Source organism: Stenotrophomonas sp. 3diitr2024 (genome assembly GCF_042136455.1).
Lineage (GTDB): Bacteria > Pseudomonadota > Gammaproteobacteria > Xanthomonadales > Xanthomonadaceae > Stenotrophomonas > Stenotrophomonas sepilia.
On the sequence record NZ_JBHHMJ010000341.1, the window covers coordinates 1 to 269 of the forward strand.

2 pseudogenes are annotated in these 269 nt (G+C 64.7%); one reads left to right on the top strand and one right to left on the bottom strand.

The features are described 5' to 3' along the window. A pseudogene (locus ABGA94_RS08660) lies at positions 1-140 on the top strand (4Fe-4S dicluster domain-containing protein); the annotation flags it as partial. A gap of 39 nt (positions 141-179) precedes the next feature. On the opposite strand, the pseudogene ABGA94_RS08665 reads toward ABGA94_RS08660, so the two are convergent. Continuing rightward, positions 180-248: pseudogene (locus ABGA94_RS08665) on the bottom strand (hypothetical protein); the annotation flags it as partial. Between the last annotated feature and the right edge of the window lie 21 nt (positions 249-269).

Genomic DNA, 269 nt, shown 5'->3' on the forward strand with positions numbered 1-269 from the left:
AAAAGACCTTCATGATGTACCTGCCGCGCCTGTGCGAGCACTGCCTGAACCCGGCGTGCGTCTCGGCGTGCCCCTCGGGCGCGATCTACAAGCGCGAGGAAGACGGCATCGTGCTGATCGACCAGGACAAGTGCCGCGGCCAGGAACAGGAACACGGTGATCACGCCCTGGCGTGCACCGATGGCGAAGGTGAAGCGCGGCGCGATGAACAGGAAGTTGTAGGCGAGGAAACACAGGATCGCGGCCATCACCGCCACGCTGGCGCGCGT